Here is a 442-nt window from a genome sequence, read left to right on the forward strand (position 1 = left end):
TCCGCAAAACTTCCTCGGCTTCGTCCAGCTCGCTTGCCTGCTGATCCTGTTTCGACAATTTTGAGATAGGTTCTAGTGTTTGATCCAGACCGTCGGTACAAAAATCCCGATCGCGTAGAGAACGATGTGCAGGGCACCGGTAGCCGACTAACCGTGCGGGCTATTGTTTGCCCGAAAGGCCTATGAGGGGTTGGAGCCCTAACATTACAGTCGTAGTTTTTGTTGCGCGCGCTCGCGAGTTCTGACTCGATGTATCACCATGATTCGATCTCAATCATGGACGACGGGCGCGTCGATCGAAACGGTGCTGGAGTTGTGGCGACGTCGCTTCGGGACGGTCTGATCGCGCCGCTTGTTCTGGACGGTCCAATGGATGGCGACGCTTTCCTGGCCTACGTCGAGCAATTGCTCGTCCCATCGCTGCGGCCGGGCGATACCGTTA

The 442-nt window shown here is 56.1% G+C and carries 1 pseudogene; it reads left to right on the forward strand.

Features of this window, described 5'->3' with window-relative positions:
- Positions 1–336 precede the first annotated feature (336 nt).
- A pseudogene (locus XI08_RS09775) lies at positions 337–442 on the forward strand (IS630 family transposase); the annotation flags it as partial.

It is taken from the genome of Bradyrhizobium sp. CCBAU 11361 (assembly GCF_028128935.1).
GTDB lineage: Bacteria > Pseudomonadota > Alphaproteobacteria > Rhizobiales > Xanthobacteraceae > Bradyrhizobium > Bradyrhizobium niftali.